This is a genomic window from Mesorhizobium sp. M7A.F.Ca.AU.001.01.1.1 (genome assembly GCF_004022735.1).
In the GTDB taxonomy this organism is placed as follows: Bacteria; Pseudomonadota; Alphaproteobacteria; order Rhizobiales; family Rhizobiaceae; genus Mesorhizobium; species Mesorhizobium ciceri.
The window spans coordinates 1-1779 of the sequence record NZ_RZPF01000984.1; the positions used below are offsets into that span (position 1 = coordinate 1).

2 protein-coding genes are annotated in these 1779 nt (G+C 65.4%); both read right to left on the reverse strand.

Annotation, left to right across the window (positions count from 1 at the left end; all coding sequences use genetic code 11):
- Positions 1-912 (reverse strand): sigma-54 dependent transcriptional regulator (locus EN884_RS34855; protein WP_164895385.1); only part of this gene is annotated, 912 nt, incomplete at its 3' end.
- Positions 909-1779 (reverse strand): ATP-binding protein (locus EN884_RS34860; protein ID WP_164895386.1); only part of this gene is annotated, 871 nt, incomplete at its 5' end. The genes EN884_RS34860 and EN884_RS34855, both read right to left, overlap by 4 nt.

A 1779-nucleotide genomic window follows, 5' to 3' on the forward strand; every position in this document is an offset into this window, starting at 1 on the left:
ATACAGATCCTCGCGAAAATCGCCGCGCTGGTCCGGCCGCCCGAGATCGACCTTGGTCGCTGCGACGACCCTGAGATCGATGCGCCGTATCTCGTTCGAGCCAAGCGGCGTGAGGCTGCGCGTTTCGAGCACGCGCAGCAGCTTGACCTGGAGCGCAGGCGGCATGGATTCGATCTCGTCGAGAAACAGCGTGCCGCCGCTCGAATGCTCGATGCTGCCAATCCGCCGCCGCTGCGCGCCGGTGAACGCGCCAGCCTCGTGGCCGAACAACTCGCTCTCTATGACCGTCTCCGGCAGAGCGCCGCAATTCAGCGCGACGAAGGGTTTTGCGCGCCGCCGCCCCCATCGGTGCAGGAGGTCCGCCACCACTTCCTTGCCGGTTCCCGTTTCTCCCTCGACCAGCACATCGACATCCATGTCGGCGATCTGGCGCAAGGTCTCGCGCAACCGCTTGATGGCAGGCGCCTCGCCGATCAGCGGCAGGCCGTCGGCGGCCAATGCCGCGGCTTCGCGCAGCCGCCGGTTTTCCATCACCAGCCGCCGCTTCTCACTCGCCCGTTTCAGCGCCTCGACAAGGCGTTCTCCGGCATAGGGTTTCGGAATGAAATCGTAAACGCCGTCCTTGAGCGCGGCCACAGCGAGATCGACGTCGCCATGCCCGGTAACCAGGATCACCGGTATATCCGCGTCGATCGCTTTGATGCGATCGAACAGCTGCAGACCATTCATGCCTGGCATGCGGATATCGCTGACGACGACGCCCTCGAAATTCCTGTCGACGACGGCAAGTGCTGCCTCGGCGGCGTCGAGTGCGACCACCGTGAAGCCGGCAAGCTCGAGCAATTGCGTGGTGGCGTGAAGGAGGTCCGCATCGTCGTCGACGAGCGCGACCAGCCCTGATCCGTCTGTCATTCAATTCGCCTCAAATCGATGGTGAAGGATGCGCCGCTGCCATTGCCGGGATCGAGCCGCAGCGTGCCGCCCAATTCCTGGGCGATCTCCTGCGAGATCACCAGCCCCAGGCCAAGCCCCTTCTCCTTGGTGGTCTGGAACGGCATGAACAGATTGCCGGCCGCCTCCGGACCAAGGCCGGGTCCATTGTCGCGCACCGAAATCAGCACTCGATCACCGCGCTCGGCGAGTTCGATCTCGATGCGCGGATCGGGCTGGTCCTTCATCGCGTCCAATGCATTTTGCAAAAGATTGACCAGGATCTGCTCCAGCCGGATGCGGCTCGCCATGACCACCGGCGAGGCATTGCCGCGCGGCCTGACGATGGTGACGCCGGAATCGCGTATGCGGCCTGACAGCAGCGACAGCGCGCCGTCGATCGCCTCGCGCACCGGCAGCGGCGAAGCGGCGACGCCCGGCCGGCGGGCGAAAGTGCGCAAGGTGCCGGTGATCGCGCCGATGCGTTCGGTCATCGAAACGATCGATGTCAGATTGCCGCTGGCCGATCCGGTCTTGCCGCTGTCCAGAAAACGACCTGCATTCTCCGCATAGGTGCGGATGGCGGCGACCGGCTGGTTGATCTCATGCGCCACGCCGGCGGCGATCTGGCCGAGGATGGAAAGCCGGTTGGCCTGGGCGAGATCGTCGCGCAGTCGGCGGACCTTGGCTTCGGCATTCTCGCGCTCGGCGATTTCGCCGGCAAGTGCGGTGTTGGAGCGCGTCAGCTCGGCCGTTCGCGTGCTGACCCGGCTTTCGAGCTCGGCATTCATGCGCGCCAGCGCTTCCTGCCGCAGCCTGCGCGTTCGCCGGCGCCGGGTCAGCACGTAG